We start from the raw sequence: 19,836 nt of genomic DNA on the forward strand, positions 1-19,836 counted from the left end.
AAAGTTAGTGTTATCGTAAATCTAAGTATAAAATATTAAAAAACAATTCTTTATGAAGAAGTTATTTTTAGTTGTAAGCTTTTTTAATTCGGTCCAGATCGCGTTTCGTGTCTTGTTCTTTAAGAGACTCTCGCTTGTCGTAGTTTTTCTTTCCTTTACAAAGACCGATTTGTAGTTTGGCAAGTCCTTTTTCGTTAGTGAATAATTTTAAAGGAACAATCGTCAGACCTTTTGCCTGCACATTTTTATGAAGTGTTTTTAACTCTTTTTTGTTTAAAAGTAATTTTCTTTCGCTTCTTGATTTATGATTGAATTGATTTCCAAACGTATATTCTTCAATGTAAGTATTAATTGCAAAAAGCTCTATACCACTGAATTCGCAAAAACTTTCGGTAATATTGGCCTTTCCTAAACGAATAGATTTGATCTCAGTGCCCGATAAAACAATTCCGGCAGTGTAAGTGTCGATTATTTCGTAATCAAACCGAGCTCTTTTATTAAGTATATTGACTGATTTTAACATAGGTTGCAAATGTAAATAAAAATGAAATACTTTAATAAAATTAAAGATAATTAATGTGTTTTTTTGATTGGTGATTTTGGTGTTTTTTAAAGAGAAATTCTGTTATAAGCTTAAATTCTGGAAAAAAAAGGCAACATTGTCTGGTATTGTGCTGATTGGTTCGACAATGAAAGCCGATCGGGTGCAATAGTTGGGGATTAAGTAAAGGTATGTTTAAACCATATAAGTGATGTAAGTTCATTTTAGGGCTGCTTTGCGTTACTTGCCGAAATAAGGATCAAGTTCAAAAAGTTGTGGGTAATAAAAATTTCTCTAAATCCTTGTTTAAATTTTCTTAGAAAGAATTTTAAATCCTTTTAAATCGGTGTCTTCGTGATAACGAATCTGTTTAATCTGTGTATGAAATTAGGTGGCAACATCTTTATATTATGCAGAAATGGACGCGGATTATGCGGATTTGTAATGGCAAAAACGCTGATAAAAACGGATTTTTTATATTGAAAAGTATTATGGATCGATTAAGGGGGAGTGCTTTTATTTTTTGCATTTTTTTCTAATCCCTAACTTTTGTAGCTGATTCATGAAAGCTTATGTATCGAGTCAGGTATTAAAAAAATGGTTTGCAGAATCAGAGACAGATTTTCTGGAAACTAAAATAAAAGTAAAAACCGTTACAAAACATATTGTAACGGTTTTTAATTATTTATTTTTGTCGAAATAATCGAATATTGATTATTGAGAAAATTATTCTTTAAAACTACCAAATGCAAAATCAATCTAAAGATCCTTTACACGGAATTACACTTAAAGCAATAGTCGAAAAATTGGTTGACTATTACGGTTTTGATACTTTAGGAGAGTTGATTCCCATTAAAAGTTTTACTTCCAATCCCAGTATAAAATCTAGCCTTACTTTTTTGAGAAAAACCGATTGGGCCCGAAAAAAGGTAGAAGAGTTGTATGTTAAATCACTCTCTAAATTTCCTGAGAATTAATTTAGTTTATAAGAAAGCATAACACCTCCACGATACGGAAGCCATTCTCCACTTTTGTTCCAGTTTTTAGCTTTTTCGTATCTGCCAGGTCTTCCGTCATTGTAATAACCGTGATAAAATCCTTGGTGCCAACCAGCTCCGGCAAAAACATCCAGCAAGAATTTGTCGTTTATTTTGATATTGTATCCTACGGTAACCCCCATGCGATAGCCAAATCCTTTTTCGTATTTATTGGTATCCCAATAATTCCATTTTTGAATTTCGTACATATCCGGTCCGATATGGCCACCTACATAGAAACCATTGTATTTTTCTTTAAAATGATAACGAACTTCTGGTGTTAAAGTTACAAATTTCATCGGATGGTTTCCGTTGAAAGATTCCCAAAAAGAAGCCATCACATCGACACTAAAGGTGACTTTTTCGCCTATGCTGGTCTCTATTCCAACGTTTGGAACCCCAATAAGTGCTGTTGCACCGTTAAATTTTAGATAAGTCTGACTTTGTAATTGTACAGAAAAGAAAAGAACAAAGAGAATTAAAATGTTTTTCATAAAATAGTTTTTCGCGGTATAAATAAGCTCCAATTACTTATTTTGAATGCAAATATAACGCAACATTACGCCTGGTGTTGTGTGAAAAATACTTTTAACAAGTTTTATTTTGTATTATAAAACGGGATAAAAATTTAATTATCTAGTAGTGAGTAGATTACTTTGTCTAAAAAACGACCATCATAAAACTCGGCTTCTTTTAAATGAGCCTCTTTAACAAAACCACATTTGTGCAATACTTTTTCTGAAGCAAAATTTTCAGGATCAATAATCGCTTCAATAGAATGTAGCTTTAAATCATCAAAACCATATCTAATGAGTCTGTTTACTGCTTCGGGAATAATCCCTTTTCCATGATATTCCGGAGCCAGCATATAACCGATTTCGGCACGGTAGTTCTCAGGTTGTAATCTGTAATAGCCAATTATTCCAAGTAATTTTGAACTATCTTTTAATGTAATTCCCCAGTTTATGCCAACATTCGTTACAATTTTGTCTTCCATCATAGCGATATGTTCAAGCGCATCTTCGGTATCTTTTACCAGTGGTCTTGGAATAAATTTCATTGTTTCGGGATTCGAACGTAGTTCAAAAACTTCGTTTGCATCATCATTGTTGATTCTTCTTAAAACCAAACGTTCCGTTTCTATGACCGGGAACGGTGTAAAATTAAATTCTAACATAGTGTTGTTGTTATAATATTTGAATACTAAATTTCGACTGGAATGTTTGGTGGGCATCTAAGATTAAAATGCCTTCTTTTTCGAATAAGTCTCCGGAGTTTTCTGTGGTGTCAGAGTAACCAAACCAAGGTTCAATGCAAATAAACGGAGCTTTTTCTTTTGTCCAGATGCCTAAACTGGGGAAATCTTCGAAATTAACTTTGACATAAGGTTTAGAATTTTCAAGAATGGTCAGAGAATTTGATTCGAGGGTTTTAAAAACCAAAGCATCGTTTTCGAATAGTTTGTAACTTAAAGGAACTAAATTAGAAACAGTTTCCAATGTTTTGGTTGTATTCGAAATCAAATCATTTTCAAGTAAATTGTATTTTAAAACTTCTTCTTTTTCAAATTCAAAAGAATACGTTTCAAAATCATTCGGTAATGCAATGGCCGGATGTGCGCCTATTGAAAAAGGAATTCGGGTAGCTTCGGTATTAATTACTTTATAGGATAGGGTTAGTTCTTTTTCTTTTAGGGTATAAATAAGTTGTAATTCGAAATTAAAAGGAAACTTTTGCAACGTTTCTGCATTTGAACTTAATGAAAAAGTAGCACTGTCTTCTGTGTGATCAACTAACTGAAATTCCATATCACGAGCAAAACCATGTCTCGATAAGTGATATTCCTTTCCATCAATCGTGTAAGTGTTGTTCTTTAAAGTTCCTACAATAGGAAAAAGAACCGGTGAGTGCTTGCCCCAAAACGAAGGATTACCTTCCCAGATATATTCTTTATTTTGATGGTCTTGGATAGAGAATAATTCAGCTCCGGCATGTTTGATAGAAGCTTTTAAGTAGGAATTTGAGATTGTTGTAGTCAAAATCTAAGAATTGAAATAAGTTAGTTTTAATAGAATGTAAATATATTTTATAAATTTTATTTTTTCGGATTATAGACTTAAAATATTTTTTTGCTAAAATTTTGCTAAAAATGAATCATAGCCTTATTTTTTCTCTTTAAATAGCTTTTTTTTTCATTAATTTGCTAGATAAACAGCTAAAAAATATGAAAAAGCATTCCTCAAAAGCCTTGTTAACCGCGGCTTTGTTTGTTGGGATTTCTTCTGCTTGGGCGCAAACAACGCCACCTGCAACAGCAGCAAATCCAGTTAATAATTATAACTACCATGATGCGTTTGCACCGCATTTCTACACTAAAAATGGTACAGCAACCCGCTCTGCTAGCGGTCAGCCAGGGGTTGAATACTGGCAAAACAGGGCAGATTATCAGTTAACGGTAAAATTAAACGGAACAACAAATGAACTTGTTGGGACAGATGAAATTACATATACGAATAATAGTCCGGATAAATTGTCATTTGTTTGGTTGAACCTGGATCAGAATTTATTCAACGAAAGTTCAAGAGGAAATGCTGTAGTGCCTTTAACAGGAAGCCGTAATGGTGCTCAGGGACAGGTTTTTGATGGTGGAAATAAAATTAAATCAGTAAAAATTATTTCAGGAGGAAAGAATAAAACGGAAACTGTTGCAAAATATATTGTAACAGACACCAGAATGCAAATTTTTCTTCCGGAAGCATTGGCTTCAAAGGGAGGTTCTATAAATATTAAAATTGACTTCTCGTTTATTGCTCCTTTTGAAGGATCTGACAGAATGGGGGTTTTAGAAACTAAAAACGGTAAAATTTTCACCATCGCACAATGGTACCCACGTATGTGTGTGTATGATGACGTGAGAGGTTGGAATACGGCACCTTATTTAGGAGCTTCAGAGTTTTATTTAGAGTATGGTAATTTTGATGTGAAAATTACAGCTCCTGCCAACCATTATGTTGTTGGTTCGGGTGAGTTGTTAAATGGTGCTGAAGTACTTCCTGCAGCACAATTTAAACGTTATAAAGAGGCTTCTCAAAGTGATAAAACGGTTATGATTCGTTCAGCAGAAGAAGTGGCTGCAACAGCAAACGCAAATGCAACAGGAGAAAAAACGTGGCATTATCAAATTAAAAATTCACGTGATTTTTCATGGGCATCTTCAGCGGCTTTTATCTTAGACGGAGCAAAAATAAACTTGCCAAGTGGTAAAAAATCATTGGCACTATCTGCTTATCCGGTTGAAAGTAATGGTAATGATGCTTGGGGACGTTCTACTGAATACGTAAAAGCATCGATAGAAAATTATTCTAAAAGATGGTTTGAATATCCTTATCCGGCAGCAACAAATGTTGCAGGAAATGAGGGCGGAATGGAATATCCCGGAATTGTGTTCTGCGGATGGAAATCTAAAGGAGATGATTTATGGGGAGTTACAGATCACGAATTCGGACACATTTGGTTTCCTATGATTGTAGGTTCTAATGAGCGTTTATTTGCTTGGATGGATGAAGGTTTTAATACTTTTATAAACTCGGTTAGTTCTTTTGATTTTAATAACGGAGAATACAAGCAAAAAGCGATTGACATGCACGAAGGTGCAGAAGATTTAACCAGTCCTGATTTAGAAACTATTATGAGTTCTCCTGACAATATGAAGGAGGGTAATATTGGTACACTATGTTACTTTAAACCAGCTGCAGGTTTGTCAATTTTGAGAGAGCAAGTTTTAGGTGAAGAGCGTTTTGACAAAGCATTGCGTACTTATGTAGAGCGTTGGGCTTTTAAACACCCAACTCCGGATGACTTTTTCAGAACAATTGAAAATGTTGCAGGAGAAGATTTAAGTTGGTTCTGGAGAAGCTGGTTCGTAAATAACTGGCGTTTTGACCAAGGTATCAACAGTATTAAATATGTGAAAAACGATCCTGCAAAAGGAGTGATTATTTCAGTAGAGAATTTTGATAAAATGCCGATGCCAATTGTTTTAGATGTGAAAACAAAAAGCGGAAAAGTAACAAGAGTTAAATTGCCGGTTGAAATTTGGCAACGTAATAAGGATTGGTCATTCAAACACAATTCTACTGAAGAAATTGAAAGCATTACATTAGATCCGGATCACGTTTTTCCTGATCATACAGTAAGTAATAATGTTTGGACAGCCGGAAAAGGTGTAATAGAGAAAGACATTGTGTTAGACGGATATTTGGGAACTTATACCACTAAAAACGCTCCGTTAACAATTGATTTTACAGAGAAAAACGGTACTCTAAGTGCCGAAATTACAAACTTTCCTAAGTTTTCTGTTAAAGCTGTAGCTGATGAAAAAGATACATTTGAATCAAAAAGAGCAGGATTAAAATTCAAATTTAACGAAGCTAAAACCGGATTAGATATGACTGTTTTAGGAAATGGACAAGTAATACCGTTTACTAAAAAATAGAATAGAAAACAGTAAAATGTTTATTACCCGATAGTTATTAAATGCTATCGGGTTTTTTTATGTCCAAAAATAACAAAGCATTAAAAAAATGTTAGAATTTAAATTTTTTGTTTTGTGAATAAAAAAATAGTGTACTTTTGCATCGATGAATAAAATAAGTTTAAATACAACTTCTTTGTCACGGACAAACTCACCTAGTACTTCTCCCGAAGTGCGGACACTATCTGTATAGTAGCCACTGAGTTTTTCGTCGCGTATTTATTTCTATTCATTTTTCATTTTGAAATCACATACTTTGTCCATTGGACAAACCTATCCTAAAAGCACCTATTGTTTAAAATCGCCTCATAATCAACTTTTTGATTTAGAAGGGGTTATCTTTATTTTGCTTACTTTTATTGGATTGATTTCTGGATTTCAAACTAAACAATACGTTTTAATTTTTAACTCTAACTTCAATTATTGAAATGAAGATCTCTATTGTTGTAACTCAAGAAGAACATTTTAAGTATGCGCAGGAAATTTGCGATACGATAGAATCATCGGCCTTATTGAGAGGTACAGGGATTGCTAAAAGAACTCCTGAGTACATTCAGAAAAAAATGTCAAATGCAGATGCAATGATTGCTCTGGCGGATGGAAAGTTTGCAGGTTTTTGTTATATCGAAAGCTGGCAACACGGGAAATTCGTAGCACATTCCGGTTTAATTGTGCACCCCGATTACAGAAGTTTAGGTTTAGCCAAAAAGATAAAATCAAAGGTTTTTGATTACTCGCTGGAAAGATATCCGGATGCTAAAATCTTTGGTATTACCACAGGATTGGCTGTAATGAAAATCAACTCAGATTTGGGTTATAAACCGGTTCCTTTCTCGGAACTTACAACAGATCCAAGTTTTTGGGCGGGTTGTAAAACCTGTACGAATTACGAAATTTTACAAAGTAAAGAAAACAAAATGTGTCTTTGTACCGGTATGTTGTACGATCCAAAAGAGAAACAAAAAACACCACCAAGACACCCTTTTAACGAAAAAGTTCTTAATAGACTGAGAACCATTAAACAAGCCTTATTTTTAAAAAAGTAACATTATGAAAAAAGTTGTATTAGCTTATAGCGGAGGATTAGATACCTCGTATTGTTTGAAATATTTAAAAAACGAAAAAGGATACGAAGTTCATACCGTGCTTGTAGATACAGGAGGATTTGATGCAGAAGAATTGTCAGCTATTGAAAAAAGAGCCTACGAATTAGGAAGTGCACAACACGCCAACCTAACCATTGTAGATAAATATTATGATAAAGCTATAAAATATTTGATTTTCGGAAACGTATTAAAAAACAATACCTATCCATTATCAGTAAGTGCAGAGCGTGTTTTTCAGGCTATTGAAGCTATAAAATATGCTAAAAAAGTAGGAGCAAGTGCCATCGCACATGGAAGTACAGGTGCCGGAAATGATCAAATTCGTTTTGATTTGATTTTCCAGACCATCGCTCCGGAAATTGAAATTATAACTCCAATTAGAGATTTAAAACTTTCGAGACAAGAAGAAGTGGATTATTTATCCAAAAATGGCGTTCATTATTCTTGGGAAAAAGCGCAATATTCGATCAATAAAGGACTTTGGGGAACAAGTGTTGGAGGAAAAGAAACACTAACTTCAAGTCAGCCATTGCCTGGTGATGCTTATCCTTCGCAATTGCAAAAAGAAGGCGAAGAAAAAGTAACGTTGCATTTTGAACAAGGTGAATTAGTTGCGGTCAATGGTAAAACAGACAAACCGTCAAATAATATTGTTGCGTTGGAAAAACTGGCAAATGCCTATGCCATCGGAAGAGACATTCACGTAGGTGATACCATTATCGGAATTAAAGGAAGAGTTGGTTTTGAAGCGGCAGCACCGTTAATTATTATCAAAGCACACCATTTATTAGAGAAACATACGCTGGGGAAATGGCAGCAATACTGGAAAGAACAACTAGGAAACTGGTATGGAATGTTGTTTCATGAAGGCCAATTTCTGGATCCGGTGATGAGAAATATCGAAACTTTTTTGCAAGACACCCAAAAGACGGTCAACGGAGTAGTAACCGTTTCTTTAAAACCGTATCATTTTTCGCTTGACGGAATTGAATCTGAAAATGATCTAATGAACACTGGTTTTGGTCAGTATGGCGAAATGAATAATGCCTGGACGTCTGATGATGCAAAAGGATTTATTAAGATTTTAGGAAACGCTCAAAACATATTTTCATCTGTAAACCATTTAGATCATGATTAATGTTGGAATAATTGGTGGTTCGGGCTACACAGCCGGCGAACTCATTAGAATAGCAATGTATCACCCCAATGTAAACTTAGATTTTGTTTACAGTACAACCAATGCTGGGAAACCGCTTTCTGTGGCACACCACGATTTGATGGGGGATATCGAAATGAATTTTACAGATCAAATTAATCCGGATGTAAACGTTGTTTTTTTATGCCTTGGACACGGGAAATCTATTTCGTTTTTGAAAGAAAATAAATTCGCAAGTCACACTAAAATCATCGATTTAGGAAATGATTTTAGACTAACCAAAGAGGCTGATTTTGAAGGAAAACAATTCGTGTACGGATTGCCTGAATTGAATAAAGCAGCCATTAAAAAAGCAAATTATATTGCAAATCCGGGTTGTTTTGCAACTGCTATTCAGTTAGCCTTATTGCCTTTAGCAAAAAATAATTTATTAAAAGAAGATGTTCATATTAATGCCACAACCGGAAGCACAGGTGCCGGAGTTGGATTAGCAGATACTTCGCATTTTAGTTGGAGAAACAATAATATGTCGCATTATAAAGTTTTTGAACACCAGCATTTGGGAGAAATCAATCAAAGTGTGGCACAATTGCAATCTGATTTTTCAGACGAGTTGATTTTTGTTCCGAACAGAGGGGATTTTACAAGAGGAATTTTTGCTACTCTATATACAAGTTCACAAGAAAGTTTAGAAGATTTGGTTGCTAAATATGAAGATTTCTATAAAAATGAGCCATTTGTAACGGTTACAACAACCAATATCAATATGAAACAGGTAGTACAAACCAATAAATGCATCATTAGTATATTGAAAAAAGGAAATCGGGTTTTAATCACCTCTATTATTGATAACTTAACCAAAGGTGCTTCCGGGCAAGCGATTCAAAACATGAATTTGATGTTTGGACTAGAAGAAACCACAGGTTTACATTTGAAACCAAGCGGATTTTAGAAAAAATTTGTTTCAAGTTTTAAGTTTCAAGTTTCACGTCCAGCACGTAACTTGAAACCTGAAACCTGAAACGTTAAACAAAAAAGAGATGAACTTATTTAACGTTTACCCCCTATATAATATTACTCCTGTAAAAGCAATAGATTGTACTATTACAGATGAAAACGGCATAGAATACTTAGATTTATACAGTGGTCATGGTGTGATTTCTATTGGACACACACAACCTGATTATGTTGCGAAATTGAAAAATCAATTGGATCATTTGGGGTTTTACTCCAATGCCATTCAGAATCCTTTGCAAGTTGAACTGGCTCAAAAACTAGGAAAGCTTTCAGGATTAGAAGATTATGAGTTATTTTTATGCAGTTCGGGAGCCGAGGCAAATGAAAATGCTTTGAAATTAGCTTCGTTCCATAACGGAAAATCGAGAGTTGTAGCTTTTCATAATTCATTCCACGGAAGAACTTCTGCAGCTGTTGCGGTTACAGACAATAAAAAAATTGTAGCGCCAATAAATGCGCAGCAGGAAGTTACTTTTCTTCCTTTAAATCAAATTGAATTAGTAGAAGCAGAACTTCAAAAAGGGGATGTTTCGAGTGTAATTATCGAAGGAATTCAAGGAGTTGGAGGTTTAGACGAAGGAACAACAGCCTTTTTTCAGGCTTTAGAAAAAGCGTGTAAAAAACACGATGTTGTTTTGATTTTAGACGAAGTACAATCCGGATATGGAAGAAGTGGAAAGTTTTTTGCTTTTCAACATCACGGAATTAATGCGGATATTATCTCGGTAGCAAAAGGAATGGGGAATGGTTTTCCGGTTGGAGCTATTCTAATTTCACCAAAATTTGAAGCAAGTTTTGGTCTGTTAGGAACTACTTTCGGTGGAAGTCACTTGTCTTGTGCCGCTGGAATTGCCGTTTTGGATGTAATTGAAAAATTGGATTTACAGAAGAATGTAAACGAAGTTTCGGCTTATTTTTCAGAACAAATCAAACAAGTTCCGGGTATCAAACAAATAAAAGGAAAAGGATTAATGCTTGGAATTGAATTTGATTTTGACGTTGCCGCATTAAGAAAGAAATTAATTATCGAGAAACATATTTTTACCGGAAGCGCAAACAATAAGAATTTGTTGAGAATTCTACCTCCGTTAACCGTTAAAAAAGCAGATATAGATACTTTTATTGTAGCTTTAAAAGAAAGTTTAGAAGAACTAAAAAATTAATTTTTTAATATATAAACAAACTTGACGGGTTTCCAAAACCCGTCAGGTTTAAATAAGTTCCTATTAACCAACCAACTATAAAATTATGAACCATCAATTAGCAATCGAAAAGCGGAATTTGGTTTTACTGTCAATGGCAAAGCTTGTTGAGCAGGAAAGAAACCAGCTTATTCTAACCAATCAGGCTGATTTACTGGCGTACGACGGTTCCGATCTTGCTATGGAAGAGCGCCTGAAAGTAGATGATAAAAAGATTGATGAAATGATTTTAGCGTTGAACCAATTAGCCGCACAGGAAGATCCGGTTGGAGTAGAACGATTTAATTTTGAGCATGATAACGGAATCAAGGTGATTAATAAAACGGCAGCTTTTGGTACGATATTAATTATTTACGAATCTCGTCCGGACGTAACCATCGAAGCGGGTGGAATCGCTTTCAAATCCGGAAATAAAATTTTATTAAAAGGCGGAAAAGAAGCATTGCAGTCTAATTTGAAAATTGTGAGCTTATGGCATCAGGCTTTAGAGGAAAATCAAGTTCCGAAAGATTGGGTGGAATACTTGAATTTTAATAGAACTGAAACGCAAGCTTTTTTAGAAAAACCGACACAGAAAGTAGACTTAATTGTCCCTCGTGGTGGAGAAAAGTTAATTGAGTTTGTAAAAGCACATGCGACTTGCCCTGTAATTGTAAGCGGACGTGGAAATAACTTCGTTTACGTTCACAAAGAAGCGGATACCGATATGGCGCTGAAGGTAATTATGAATGCCAAAACGTCTAAAATTTCGGCATGCAATGCGCTCGATAAGGTACTGATAGATTCCAGATTGCCGAATTTTGAAGGTTTTGTTGCTTTGTTAATCGAGGATTTGATAGAATCTAATGTGGAAATTATTGCGGATAAAACGTTAGCTACGTTTAAAAATACAACCCTTCTAAAAGAGGAGAATATTTGGTACGAAGAGTTTTTAGATTATAAAATTGTAATCGGAACCATCGATTCAGAAGACCATGCCATCGAAAAAATAAATAAATATTGTGGAGGACATTCCGCTTCAATTATCACGAGAAATGCTGCTGTCGCTCAGGAATTCATGGAGAATGTAGATGCAGCAGCCGTTTATCAAAATGCCTCAACTCGTTTTACAGACGGTGGACAGCTTGGTTTAGGTGGGGAATTAGCCATAAGCACAGATAAATTGCACCAAAGAGGACCAATTGGCTTACAGCATCTTGTAACCAATAAATGGTATATTTATGGTGAAGGACAGGTTAGGTAATTTTAGATTTTAGATTGTTGATTTTGAATTGCCGACGTTAGAATTGGAATTTGGAATTTAAAAATTTGGAATTTTATTTTAAAATTTTGTGCCCTTTATGATTAAAAGATTTTTGATTTTTCAAAACTCAGCATCTTAGCAACTCAGCATCTTAGAGACTTTAAAAAAATGAAGAAAAAAAGAATTTTATTGAAAATTGGAAGCAATACGCTGACAAAAGAAACCAATCATATTTCGAGAGGAAAAATTGAAGATATCGGAATGCAGATTGCGGCTTTAAACAAAGAGTATGAGTTTGTAATTGTAAGCTCCGGAGCTATTGCAGCAGCGAAACAGTTTGTGAAACTCGAAAGTAAAGGCAAAGAAATTATTGTAAAACAAGCTTTGGCTTCGATTGGACAGCCTCATTTAATGCGGATTTTTCATGAGAATTTCAGCGATTTGGGTTTGTTGACTTCGCAATGTCTGCTTTCTTATTCTGATTTTGAGAAGGAACAGTCCAAAGTAAATATTGTCAACACAATAAACGTTTTAGTCGAGAACAATTATATTCCGATTATCAATGAAAATGATACTGTTGCGACAGATGAGATTCAGTTTGGAGATAATGATAAACTGGCGGCTTTGACAGCAGTACTTCTAAATGTTGATATTCTGATTATTGCAACCAATACAAGTGGAATTTACACGAAGGATTCTATTCATAATAAAATTCCGGAAACAATAAAATTAGTAGAAGATTTAAAGCTTTTAGAAAAAGAAATTGGAGAATCAAAGTCCTCACATGGAACGGGAGGGATGCAATCTAAAATTGAAGCAGCCGGAATTGCAAAGGCGGCCAATATTGAAACCTGGATTATTAACGGATTAGAAGATAATTTTATTTTGAAAGCCTTAAAAAATGAAATTCCGTTTACTAAGATAGTGTAGAATTTGGGACGCTGATTTTACGGATTCGCTATTGCGAAGACGCGGAATAAAAGCGGATTTTTTTGTCTATATGTTTTTTAAAAAGTTTATAGGATTTAAATTTTTCGAAATGAATAATATGTAGTATATTTCATTCAAATAATTGAATTATGAAATTATTGCATCACGCATTAACAGATTGCATTATTAAAACTTTTTATGAGGTTTATAATGAATTAGGTTATGGTTTTTTAGAGAAGGTTTATCAAAATTCTTTGTATTTAGAATTGAAAAGCAAAGGTTTTAAAGTTGAAGCTCAAAAGAAGATTAATGTCTACTATAAAGGAATTAAAGTAGGTGAATATTATGCAGATTTAATAGTGGAAGATTTAATAATATTAGAATTAAAAACGGCCGATTGTATAGTAAAAGATTTTGAAAATCAAATTCTAAACTATTTACGGGGTACAGATTGTGAAGTAGGCTTACTTTTAAATTTTGGACGGAAACCAGAATTTAAACGGAAGATTTTCGAAAATAGTAGAAAAGTAAAAATTTGAAAAATCAGTTTTTATCCGCGTTTTCACGATAGTGAATCCGTAAAATCAGCGTCAAAAATTCAGGTATCATAAAAAAACAAAAATTATGAATTATATTTCAATTCAAGATAGTAGCTCATTATCAAAATGGGTAAGAAGTGCTTTAAAAATTAAAAAAAGCCCGCTTAAAAATCAAAGCTTAGGGAAGAATAAAACGTTAGGAATGTTATTCTTTAATCCGAGTTTAAGAACGCGTTTGAGCACCCAAAAAGCAGCTTTAAATTTGGGTATGAATGTGATGGTAATGAACTTTACCAACGAAGGCTGGACTTTGGAGTTTGAAGATGGAGCCGTAATGAATTCAGGTGCTTCTGAGCATATCAAAGAAGCAGCAGAAGTTGTTTCGCAATATTGTGATATTATTGCGATTCGTGCTTTTGCTGGATTAGAGAGCAAAGAAAAAGACTATTCGGAAACCGTTATTTCAGGTTTTATAAAACATGCAACGGTGCCAATAGTAAATATGGAAAGTGCTGTTCGTCATCCCTTGCAATCTTTAGCAGATGCCATTACGATGGAAGAGTACAAAACCGAGCATAAACCTAAAGTAGTACTATCCTGGGCACCACACCCTAAAGCTTTACCACAAGCAGTGGCCAATTCATTTGTAGAAATGATGCAATTGCAGAAGGAAATGGATTTTGTAATTACACATCCGGAAGGTTATGAATTAAGCCCCGAAATTACAAAAGACTGCAAAATTGAATACGACCAAAATAAGGCTTTCGAAAATGCTGATTTTGTCTACGTAAAAAATTGGAGTAATTTTAACGATTACGGAAAAGTGACCAACATAGATCCATCTTGGACTGTTACAACTGAAAAAATGGCATTGACCAACAACGGAAAATTCATGCATTGTCTTCCGGTACGTCGTAATGTAATTGTAAGCGATGAAGTTATAGATAGTGAAAATTCAATCGTAATTCAACAAGCTAATAACAGAACGTACGCAGCACAGTTGGTGTTACAGAAGATTTTGAAGAAATTGTAATTTTAAAGTTGCTAAGGTTCTAAGTGTCTAAGATACTAAGAGCTTAGTGACTCATAACCTTAGCTCCTTAGAAACTAAAAATGAAAAAAGTTACCGTAATAAAAATAGGTGGAAACATAATTGATAACCCAACCGAGTTAGAACAATTTTTGACTGATTTTTCTAAAATTGAAGGATACAAGGTAGTTGTTCATGGAGGCGGAAAATCAGCTACAAAAATGGCGCAAAGTATTGGTTTAGTGCCTCAAATGATTGATGGGCGTCGCATTACAGATGCTCCGATGCTCGATGTTGCAGTGATGATTTATGCCGGACAGATTAATAAATATATTGTAGCGCAATTACAGGCAAAAGACAACAATGCAATTGGTTTTTCAGGCGCTGACGGAAACCTAATTCAGTCCGTAAAACGAAATCATCCAACAATCGATTATGGTTTTGTGGGCGATGTGAAACAGGTAAATACAACATTGTTGGCTACGCTATTGCAAAGTGGAATCGTACCGGTTTTCTGTGCCATTACGCACGATAAAAAGGGACAATTACTAAATACAAATGCCGATACAATTGCAAGTGAATTAGCTATTGCCTTAGCTGAAGTTTTCGATGTAACACTTACGTATTGTTTCGAAAAACAAGGAGTATTGTCAGATTCTGAAGATGATACATCTGTAATTACAGAAATAAATGAAGCTTTATATGCAAAGCTAAAAGCAGAAGAAGTAATCCATTCCGGAATGATTCCTAAATTAGATAATTGTTTTAATAGTTTATCAAGAGGTGTTCAAAAAATTAAAATTGGACATCACAGCATGTTGCAGAGCCCGGATGTTCTGCACACCACGATTATATTGTAAAGAAAAAGTTGCGAAGTTTCTTAGAAACTAAGATTTTTGCATCTTATAACTTCAGAACCATAGTACCTCAGTACCTAAACAAAAATGAAAAATATAGAAACGCTGACCCAAGAAGCCATTGTTTTATTGAAAAACCTGATTGAAACCCCTTCCTTTTCAAGTGAAGAAGATCAAACCGCTCTTTTAATTGAAAATTGGTTCAATCAAAATGAAATCCCTTTTAAGAGAGAAAACAACAATGTGTGGGCTTTCAATAAAAATTTTGATAAAAATAAACCAACACTTTTATTAAACTCTCATCACGATACCGTAAAACCGAATCAAGCGTACACCAACGATCCGTTTAAAGCGATTGAAAAAGACGGTAAATTATTCGGATTAGGAAGCAATGATGCCGGAGGTTGTCTGGTTTCTTTACTGGCGACTTTTGTGCATTTTTATGCAATCGAAAATTTATCACACAATATTGTAATTGTCGCTTCTGCAGAAGAAGAGAGTAGCGGTAAAAATGGCTTGAATAGCGTCTTAAAACATTTACCGGAATTGGACTGTGCAATTGTTGGTGAACCTACTTTAATGCAGTTGGCGGTTGCTGAAAAAGGCTTATTGGTCCTGGATGTTAAAGTAAAAGGTACCGCAAGTCACGCTGCACATCAGAATGATGATAATGCGATCTATAAATCAATTCCGGTAATGGAGTGGTTTAAAAACTATAAATTCGACAAGATATCGGAGGTTTTAGGTCCTGTAAAAATGACTGTAACTCAGATTAGTGCCGGAAAACAGCATAATGTGGTGCCATCAGAATGTGATTTGGTAGTAGATATTCGTGTAACCGACTGTTATTCGAATACCGAAATCCTTGACGTTGTTAAAGCAAATGTAAACGCTGAAGTTACGCCAAGATCCATGCATTTAAATGCTTCGTCTATTCCGGTAACACATGGTTTAGTTCAGGCAGGAATCGCTTTAGGAAGAACGACCTACGGTTCGCCAACCCTTTCAGACCAATCGGTTTTAAGTTGTCAATCGTTAAAATTAGGACCAGGTGAAACCCTGCGGTCACATTCAGCCGATGAATTTATCTTTATCAATGAAATTGTAGAAGGAGTCGATTTGTATATTAAAATACTAAGTGATTTTTTTAGATTGTAAAAATACTAAGTAAGACAAGAGACTATCCTGAACAAAATCGGAAGATAATTTTGATCTAGTTTAGAAAAATAACGTGGAGACATTGAGTGTTTTATCATCAAGGAACTTTTAGTAAATAAAGAATAATTATGCAAAAACCTATTTTATTATATCAAACAGCAGACACCAATATAAATGTTGAAGTGACTTATATTGATGAGAATTTTTGGTTGACGCAAAAAGCTATTGCTGAATTGTTTGATGTGGAAAAAGCCGCCATTAGTAAGCATTTAAAAAATCTTTTTGAATCAAATGAAATTGATAAAAGTTCAACTGTTTCCATTTTGGAAACAGTTCAAAAGGAAGGTAATCGAAATGTAAAAAGAAACTTGGAATTCTACAATCTAGACGCTATAATCGCTGTCGGTTACCGTGTCAATTCAAAACAAGCAACTCAGTTCCGAATTTGGGCAACCAAAACTTTAAAAGAGTTTATTATAAAAGGTTTTGTATTGAATGATGAAATGTTGAAAAATGGTTCATCATTTGGCAAAGATTATTTTGAAGAGTTACTAGGGAAAATTAGAGAAATAAGATCTTCCGAAAGAAGATTTTATCAAAAGATAACAGACATTTATGCGCTTTCTGCGGATTATGAAAAAGGTGCTTCAGAAACCAGAGCTTTTTTCGCATCCGTACAGAATAAATTGCATTGGGCAATCTCAGGAAAAACAGCTGCTGAGATTATTTATACAGAAGCAGATGCCGCAAAATTGCATATGGGGTTGTCTACGTGGAAAGATGCTCCCGATGGGAAAATTCAAAAAGCAGATGTTGTAATTGCTAAAAATTATTTAAGTGAAAATCACATTCAGGAATTGAACAGAATAGTGTCGGCTTATTTAGATTTAGCAGAAAATAATGCGAAAAGACAGTTGTTGATGAAAATGGAAGATTGGAGTACTTTTTTAAATAATTTTCTTCAGCTTTCTAATTATCCGATTTTATTAGACAATGGTAAAATCTCATTATTGGAAGCAAAAATAAAAGCAGAATCTGAGTTTGATAAATTTAGAATAATTCAAGATCGGGATTATATTTCTGATTTTGACAGAGAAGTTTTAAAAATAAAGAAGTCAAATAAGTAAGCAAACATAAACCTAACAAGTTTTTTAAATCGGTTAGGTTTTCTTAAAAATATATAGTCTATGAAACTTTGGGAAAAAGGAATACCGACCGACAAACAAATCGAGCAATTTACGGTTGGAAATGATAGAGAACTGGATTTGGTTCTTGCCAAATATGATGCATTAGGTTCTATCGCACATGCCAAAATGCTTGGGCAAATCGGATTATTAACTTCAGAAGAAACAACTTCTTTGGTGGATGCCTTAAATGAAATTATAACTGATATCGCAAAAGGAAACTTCGTGATTGAAGATAGTTTTGAAGACGTTCATTCCAAAATAGAATACCTGCTAACCGTAAAATTAGGCGATGCAGGAAAAAAAATTCACACCGCACGTTCACGTAACGATCAGGTTTTGGTTGATGTGCATTTGTATTTAAAGGACGAAGTAAAAGCCTTAAAAGAGCAGGTAAAAACACTTTTTGATTTGTTGATGGAATCTGCAGAGAAACATCAAAATGTATTATTGCCCGGTTATACACACTTGCAAATTGCAATGCCTTCTTCTTTTGGAATGTGGTTTTCCGCCTATGCGGAAAGCTTGATCGACGACATAACCATGTTGAATGCGGCCGGAAAAATTGTCGACCAAAACCCGTTAGGCTCCGCGGCAGGTTATGGAAGTTCATTTCCAATTAACCGAACCTTTACAACACAGGAATTGGGTTTTGAAACTTTAAAATTCAATGCCGTTGCAGCACAAATGAGCCGGGGAAAAGCAGAGAAAACAGTAGCTTTTGCGATGAGCAGTGTAGCGGCAACGTTATCGAAATTTGCGATGGATGTTTGTTTGTACATGAGTCAGAATTTTGACTTTATTGGTCTGCCGTCCCATCTTACAACAGGTTCGAGTATTATGCCGCACAAGAAAAATCCGGATGTATTTGAATTAATAAGGGGGAAATGCAATAAAATTCAAGCGTTGCCTTATGAAATTACTTTGATCACAAACAATCTGCCAAGTGGCTATCACAGAGATTTGCAATTACTAAAAGAAGGTTTGTTTCCTGCACTTCAAAACCTGAAAGCCTGTCTGGATATTGCGATTTTTTCTATAAAAGATATTACCGTAAAAGACCACATTTTAGAAGATAAAAAATACGATTATTTGTTTACGGTTGATACTTTAAATGAAATGGTTGTAGCCGGAATGCCTTTCAGAGATGCTTACAAAGCTGTTGCAGAACAATTGGAGGCCGGAACCTACAAATCTCCAAAAGAAACCAAACATACACACGAAGGAAGTATCAATAATTTGTGCTTAGATGCGATAAAAGCGAAAATGAAAGCCGCTTATTAAAGTCTCGGTTTGATACTGTTCAGAATACAGGAAAGGCTATTGATTTATTTCGATAGCCTTTTTTTATTGGTTTTTGTCCAGATTAATAAAATAATGGAAGATGAATTAATTAAATACTGATGTAGAAGAACACGTTTTGCATGATAAATATAGATTAAGATTTTGCAATTTTGAATTGAATTACGTTGTGTATACATCTTACGAAAATGAGATAAAGTGTTAGAATTTAAAATTGCTATTATTACAAATAAATCTATCATTTCTATAGAGGAAATGTTAATAATTTATTTTTTTATGTTTTATAAATGTAAAATACTTGTTTTCTACTAGTTGAGTTGATGGTTAAAAAAGTCAAAAAGATTTTGTTAAAATAACTTTATAATTGGCTTGTTTTACCTGTATATTCGTGCAAAATTTTAAAAATTATTACAATGTTAAACATGACCAAAAAGATTGCTTTTGTACTATTATTTATTTCCGGAGTTGTTTTCACTGGATGCTCAAGTGACGAGAAAGAAAACGAAAATGTAGTTGTTGATACTGCTACATTAAAAACGTTTAAGGATGTAACTTTCTCTTTAGATGCTGAAGAAGGTTTTGATGCAGGACGTTTCTTTTCAACTGAAACAGGGAAATCATACAAAAAAGCACAGATTGATGCGGCTACGTTGCCGAAAATTGATATTGCTTTTTACGGAGGAAGTTCTTCTTTAAATTTCTTTACAACTCCTAACGATGCAGAATATGGTATCGCTAAAGCAACTACTACTGATTTTATTAATTATGTAACTACTCAATATACAGTAGATCAATTCAATAAATTAGAAAAAGGAGAAGACTTAAATAGTTTAACTATTGTCAATGATAAAGAATCGTTTCCAGATAGTAAATTGCCTCTTGTTGTTTTATTTAAAAATGCAGCAGGTAAAAAAGGTGTTATCTATGTGAAATCAGTTCACAGAGTTGGTTCTAACCCTAGAATTGTTGCGGATATTAAAATCCAAAAATAATTTAGTGT

The 19,836-nt window shown here is 34.2% G+C and carries 19 protein-coding genes; 15 read left to right on the forward strand and 4 right to left on the reverse strand.

Features of this window, described 5'->3' with window-relative positions; all coding sequences use genetic code 11:
• Positions 1-67 precede the first annotated feature (67 nt).
• Positions 68-523, reverse strand: coding sequence for an SsrA-binding protein SmpB (gene smpB / locus ACHRV5_RS06000; RefSeq protein WP_047776350.1), 456 nt, complete (start codon positions 521-523; stop codon positions 68-70).
• 764 nt (positions 524-1,287) lie between these two features.
• Here smpB and ACHRV5_RS06005 point away from each other — a divergent pair.
• Complete coding sequence (locus ACHRV5_RS06005) at positions 1,288-1,518, forward strand: VF530 family DNA-binding protein (RefSeq protein WP_395426108.1); 231 nt, start codon at positions 1,288-1,290, stop codon at positions 1,516-1,518.
• Here ACHRV5_RS06005 and ACHRV5_RS06010 read toward each other — a convergent pair.
• The 3 genes from ACHRV5_RS06010 to ACHRV5_RS06020 all read right to left on the reverse strand — a co-directional run bounded on the left by ACHRV5_RS06010 (position 1,515) and on the right by ACHRV5_RS06020 (position 3,617).
• On the reverse strand, positions 1,515-2,072 hold the full coding sequence (locus ACHRV5_RS06010; protein WP_395426109.1) for a DUF3575 domain-containing protein: 558 nt from the start codon (positions 2,070-2,072) through the stop codon (positions 1,515-1,517). The genes ACHRV5_RS06005 and ACHRV5_RS06010 overlap by 4 nt on opposite strands.
• Before the next feature lie 134 nt (positions 2,073-2,206).
• Positions 2,207-2,755 (reverse strand): GNAT family N-acetyltransferase, encoded by a 549-nt coding sequence (locus tag ACHRV5_RS06015; protein WP_395426110.1) that lies wholly within the window; start codon positions 2,753-2,755, stop codon positions 2,207-2,209.
• Positions 2,756-2,765: 10 nt separating this feature from the next.
• Positions 2,766-3,617: an aldose 1-epimerase family protein gene (locus ACHRV5_RS06020; RefSeq protein WP_395426111.1), complete on the reverse strand. Its 852-nt coding sequence runs from the start codon at positions 3,615-3,617 to the stop codon at positions 2,766-2,768.
• Between the two features lie 185 nt (positions 3,618-3,802).
• Between ACHRV5_RS06020 and ACHRV5_RS06025 the strand changes: the two genes are divergently transcribed.
• From ACHRV5_RS06025 to ACHRV5_RS06090, 14 genes are all read left to right on the forward strand, one after another.
• Positions 3,803-6,073, forward strand: coding sequence for a M1 family metallopeptidase (locus ACHRV5_RS06025; protein WP_395426112.1), 2,271 nt, complete (start codon positions 3,803-3,805; stop codon positions 6,071-6,073).
• A gap of 467 nt (positions 6,074-6,540) precedes the next feature.
• Positions 6,541-7,158 (forward strand): GNAT family N-acetyltransferase, encoded by a 618-nt coding sequence (locus ACHRV5_RS06030; RefSeq protein WP_047776360.1) that lies wholly within the window; start codon positions 6,541-6,543, stop codon positions 7,156-7,158.
• 4 nt (positions 7,159-7,162) lie between these two features.
• The gene (locus ACHRV5_RS06035; protein ID WP_047776362.1) at positions 7,163-8,356 is read left to right on the forward strand and encodes an argininosuccinate synthase; all 1,194 of its coding nucleotides are present in this window, start codon (positions 7,163-7,165) and stop codon (positions 8,354-8,356) included.
• The gene (gene argC, locus ACHRV5_RS06040; protein ID WP_395426113.1) at positions 8,349-9,326 is read left to right on the forward strand and encodes an N-acetyl-gamma-glutamyl-phosphate reductase; all 978 of its coding nucleotides are present in this window, start codon (positions 8,349-8,351) and stop codon (positions 9,324-9,326) included. Before ACHRV5_RS06035 ends, argC begins: the two co-directional genes overlap by 8 nt.
• A gap of 88 nt (positions 9,327-9,414) precedes the next feature.
• Positions 9,415-10,554: an aspartate aminotransferase family protein gene (locus ACHRV5_RS06045; RefSeq protein ID WP_230001720.1), complete on the forward strand. Its 1,140-nt coding sequence runs from the start codon at positions 9,415-9,417 to the stop codon at positions 10,552-10,554.
• Between the two features lie 85 nt (positions 10,555-10,639).
• Positions 10,640-11,836 carry a glutamate-5-semialdehyde dehydrogenase gene (locus ACHRV5_RS06050; protein WP_395426114.1) on the forward strand — a complete coding sequence of 399 codons (1,197 nt, stop codon included), beginning with the start codon at positions 10,640-10,642 and terminating at the stop codon, positions 11,834-11,836.
• Positions 11,837-12,004: 168 nt separating this feature from the next.
• On the forward strand, positions 12,005-12,766 hold the full coding sequence (proB, locus tag ACHRV5_RS06055) for a glutamate 5-kinase (protein ID WP_230001722.1): 762 nt from the start codon (positions 12,005-12,007) through the stop codon (positions 12,764-12,766).
• A gap of 149 nt (positions 12,767-12,915) precedes the next feature.
• Positions 12,916-13,305, forward strand: coding sequence for a GxxExxY protein (locus ACHRV5_RS06060; RefSeq protein WP_395426115.1), 390 nt, complete (start codon positions 12,916-12,918; stop codon positions 13,303-13,305).
• 85 nt (positions 13,306-13,390) lie between these two features.
• Positions 13,391-14,338 carry an N-acetylornithine carbamoyltransferase gene (locus ACHRV5_RS06065; protein WP_230001723.1) on the forward strand — a complete coding sequence of 316 codons (948 nt, stop codon included), beginning with the start codon at positions 13,391-13,393 and terminating at the stop codon, positions 14,336-14,338.
• Positions 14,339-14,418: 80 nt separating this feature from the next.
• Positions 14,419-15,195: an acetylglutamate kinase gene (gene argB / locus ACHRV5_RS06070; RefSeq protein ID WP_395426116.1), complete on the forward strand. Its 777-nt coding sequence runs from the start codon at positions 14,419-14,421 to the stop codon at positions 15,193-15,195.
• Between the two features lie 84 nt (positions 15,196-15,279).
• On the forward strand, positions 15,280-16,350 hold the full coding sequence (locus ACHRV5_RS06075) for a M20 family metallo-hydrolase (RefSeq protein WP_395426117.1): 1,071 nt from the start codon (positions 15,280-15,282) through the stop codon (positions 16,348-16,350).
• Between the two features lie 128 nt (positions 16,351-16,478).
• Positions 16,479-17,477 carry a virulence RhuM family protein gene (locus tag ACHRV5_RS06080; RefSeq protein WP_395426118.1) on the forward strand — a complete coding sequence of 333 codons (999 nt, stop codon included), beginning with the start codon at positions 16,479-16,481 and terminating at the stop codon, positions 17,475-17,477.
• 60 nt (positions 17,478-17,537) lie between these two features.
• The gene (gene argH / locus ACHRV5_RS06085) at positions 17,538-18,818 is read left to right on the forward strand and encodes an argininosuccinate lyase (RefSeq protein WP_230001726.1); all 1,281 of its coding nucleotides are present in this window, start codon (positions 17,538-17,540) and stop codon (positions 18,816-18,818) included.
• A gap of 431 nt (positions 18,819-19,249) precedes the next feature.
• Positions 19,250-19,828 carry a hypothetical protein gene (locus ACHRV5_RS06090; protein WP_395426119.1) on the forward strand — a complete coding sequence of 193 codons (579 nt, stop codon included), beginning with the start codon at positions 19,250-19,252 and terminating at the stop codon, positions 19,826-19,828.
• The last annotated feature ends 8 nt before the right edge of the window (positions 19,829-19,836 follow it).

The sequence above is a fragment of the Flavobacterium sp. FlaQc-52 genome (assembly GCF_044007495.1).
GTDB classification, from domain to species: Bacteria; Bacteroidota; Bacteroidia; order Flavobacteriales; family Flavobacteriaceae; genus Flavobacterium; species Flavobacterium cupriresistens.

Coding starts and splice junctions, on each gene's coding strand:
- ACHRV5_RS06015 (WP_395426110.1), bottom strand. CDS start 2,755: ATGTTAGAATTTAATTTTACACCGTTCCCGGTCATAGAAACGGAACGT.
- smpB (WP_047776350.1), bottom strand. CDS start 523: ATGTTAAAATCAGTCAATATACTTAATAAAAGAGCTCGGTTTGATTAC.
- ACHRV5_RS06035 (WP_047776362.1), top strand. CDS start 7,163: ATGAAAAAAGTTGTATTAGCTTATAGCGGAGGATTAGATACCTCGTAT.
- ACHRV5_RS06050 (WP_395426114.1), top strand. CDS start 10,640: ATGAACCATCAATTAGCAATCGAAAAGCGGAATTTGGTTTTACTGTCA.
- ACHRV5_RS06010 (WP_395426109.1), bottom strand. CDS start 2,072: ATGAAAAACATTTTAATTCTCTTTGTTCTTTTCTTTTCTGTACAATTA.
- argC (WP_395426113.1), top strand. CDS start 8,349: ATGATTAATGTTGGAATAATTGGTGGTTCGGGCTACACAGCCGGCGAA.
- proB (WP_230001722.1), top strand. CDS start 12,005: ATGAAGAAAAAAAGAATTTTATTGAAAATTGGAAGCAATACGCTGACA.
- argH (WP_230001726.1), top strand. CDS start 17,538: ATGAAACTTTGGGAAAAAGGAATACCGACCGACAAACAAATCGAGCAA.
- ACHRV5_RS06090 (WP_395426119.1), top strand. CDS start 19,250: ATGTTAAACATGACCAAAAAGATTGCTTTTGTACTATTATTTATTTCC.
- ACHRV5_RS06060 (WP_395426115.1), top strand. CDS start 12,916: ATGAAATTATTGCATCACGCATTAACAGATTGCATTATTAAAACTTTT.
- ACHRV5_RS06030 (WP_047776360.1), top strand. CDS start 6,541: ATGAAGATCTCTATTGTTGTAACTCAAGAAGAACATTTTAAGTATGCG.
- ACHRV5_RS06075 (WP_395426117.1), top strand. CDS start 15,280: ATGAAAAATATAGAAACGCTGACCCAAGAAGCCATTGTTTTATTGAAA.
- ACHRV5_RS06045 (WP_230001720.1), top strand. CDS start 9,415: ATGAACTTATTTAACGTTTACCCCCTATATAATATTACTCCTGTAAAA.
- ACHRV5_RS06065 (WP_230001723.1), top strand. CDS start 13,391: ATGAATTATATTTCAATTCAAGATAGTAGCTCATTATCAAAATGGGTA.
- ACHRV5_RS06080 (WP_395426118.1), top strand. CDS start 16,479: ATGCAAAAACCTATTTTATTATATCAAACAGCAGACACCAATATAAAT.
- ACHRV5_RS06005 (WP_395426108.1), top strand. CDS start 1,288: ATGCAAAATCAATCTAAAGATCCTTTACACGGAATTACACTTAAAGCA.
- ACHRV5_RS06025 (WP_395426112.1), top strand. CDS start 3,803: ATGAAAAAGCATTCCTCAAAAGCCTTGTTAACCGCGGCTTTGTTTGTT.
- argB (WP_395426116.1), top strand. CDS start 14,419: ATGAAAAAAGTTACCGTAATAAAAATAGGTGGAAACATAATTGATAAC.